Source organism: Caballeronia calidae (assembly GCF_900044055.2).
Classification (GTDB): Bacteria; Pseudomonadota; Gammaproteobacteria; order Burkholderiales; family Burkholderiaceae; genus Caballeronia; species Caballeronia calidae.
Map to the genome: position 1 here is coordinate 1 of NZ_FCOX02000243.1, position 1828 is coordinate 1828.

The following is a 1828-nucleotide window of genomic DNA, read 5'->3' on the forward strand; positions in this document are numbered from 1 at the left end:
AGAAGATTGGCCAATTCCATATCGAAACTGGGAGTTCCGCAACCCTCTATTTGCACCTATTCGCACGCGGCGCCTAGCTTCGCGCCATTCTGCACGACCGACTACTTAGCGACAAGCGAAGGGATGCAGCAACGACGCGCGCTTCCTGTCGGCGTTCTCATGTTCATCCCGCCCGAGGTGACCATTATCCGATCAGCGTGCTACTTTTGTGTCGGGAACGTCCAGACATAAGTGCCGCTCGGCAGGCCTTTTTGCCTGGCGTCGTCCCTGAGCTTGCGCGCGTCGGTCAGCGTCATTTGCGCGCCGATGACGACCGCGTAGTAATCGTTGCCGGCGTAAGGCTCATATACTTCGGCGGGAAATCCGTGTTTGCGAATGTCGCCGGCCGCGTTCTGCGCATTGTCGAGACTGCGATATGAACCGGCGATCACGAAATAGACGTTCTGTGGAACGGTGCCGAACAGTCCCCGGCTGATCTGCTGCGCAGGCGTCTCGTCCGGAAGGGCAAAGCTTCTGAGCCGCCTTCCCTCATTCGCGTCCACCTTCAAGACCGGGGCCGCATACGCTTGCGAAATCATGAGCCATGCAACCCGAGACGCTTCCTTCTCCAGATCGTGCGGCAACGCGACACGGCCGCCGTTGAGCGCCGTCGTAATTAGCGCCGGCGCGACGATGCCGAGTTGGAACAACTTGACTACGTCGTGCTCTTTCCGGTTGAGCCAGCCGACGAAGCCGCCGATCCCAAACAGCGCGGACACCTTGATGACGTAAGCCGAGATCGTCAGAACCGTAATCTGCAGGAGCAGGGTTTCAAGGTCGACGACGACCAGGCTTACGAGCACCGGCGCTATGCCGCCAATTCCAGCGATGACGACGCGTTGCCAGTTGCTGACGTGCGGTTGTGCTTCGCTCGCGAGGTGTGAGGTATCGATCGACATAATGGTTCCTCCTCAGAGAATCGGCCTATGGTGCGTGGGCGGTGCTGTTCATGCGCGTGCCGCGACGCCTGCTGACAGTGAAGACGAAAGGGACGGGCCGATTTTGAAGGGCACGGAGAACGACGCTGTGTCTCATCGATGGTGCCACGCCGCAGCGAGGCTGTAATTGGCTGTGCGGATATCGCCCCGGTTGATTCGATTTCCGTCGGAACCCTTTCAGAATCTTCTTATCTGGCGGCGCTCGGGCCGGCGACGCCGTATTCCGCGTCAATGTGCTCGAGGCCGCTACGCACTGCATCGACGAGATGAACAAACTCCTTCGAGTCACGACACCAGGATGTGAAGGTTCAAAACGCGTTGCGTGTGGAGAGGGAGACGAATGAATTGTAAGCGATCCACGAACGACGCCCCTCAGAGTATGTGGTGGAACGCGTGGGGCGTGGTAGAGGCAGGTCAGCGGAGGTCGACGGGCATTCGCCAGGGAACGAGCGCCTCGTAGTCGTCGGCGGTCTTTGCCAGGGGCAGACGCTCGAACATCCAAGTCAGGTAACGGTATGGATCGATACCATTGGCTTTGCAGGTTTGAACGAGACTAAACAGATTTGCGCTGGCATGTGCGCCGGCAACCGTATCTGCGAACAGAAATCCCTTGCGTGCAACGACAAACGGGCGAATGGAATTTTCACAAGGATTATGCCGACTCCCCGATTATGCCGCGTCATGAATCAGCTTCCATAACGATTGGGCGGATCCCGGTTCCGCGTTGGTCGGATTGTCGGCATAATCAGAGAGCCTCCAGGAAGGCGAGCAACGGGTCTGGGGGTTTGTAGCGTGTTGGCGCGATGCCGCTCGCTGTTGCGTGCGCGAGCGCGCGTTCCTTGAGTTGCATG

The 1828-nt window shown here is 58.7% G+C and carries 1 protein-coding gene and 1 pseudogene; both read right to left on the minus strand.

The features are described from left to right. Positions 1–200 precede the first annotated feature (200 nt). Positions 201–938, minus strand: coding sequence for an SPOR domain-containing protein (locus tag AWB78_RS42340; protein ID WP_062613242.1), 738 nt, complete (start codon positions 936–938; stop codon positions 201–203). Positions 939–1391: 453 nt separating this feature from the next. Then, positions 1392–1634, minus strand: a pseudogene (locus tag AWB78_RS44970) (transposase domain-containing protein); the annotation flags it as partial. Positions 1635–1828 lie beyond the last annotated feature (194 nt).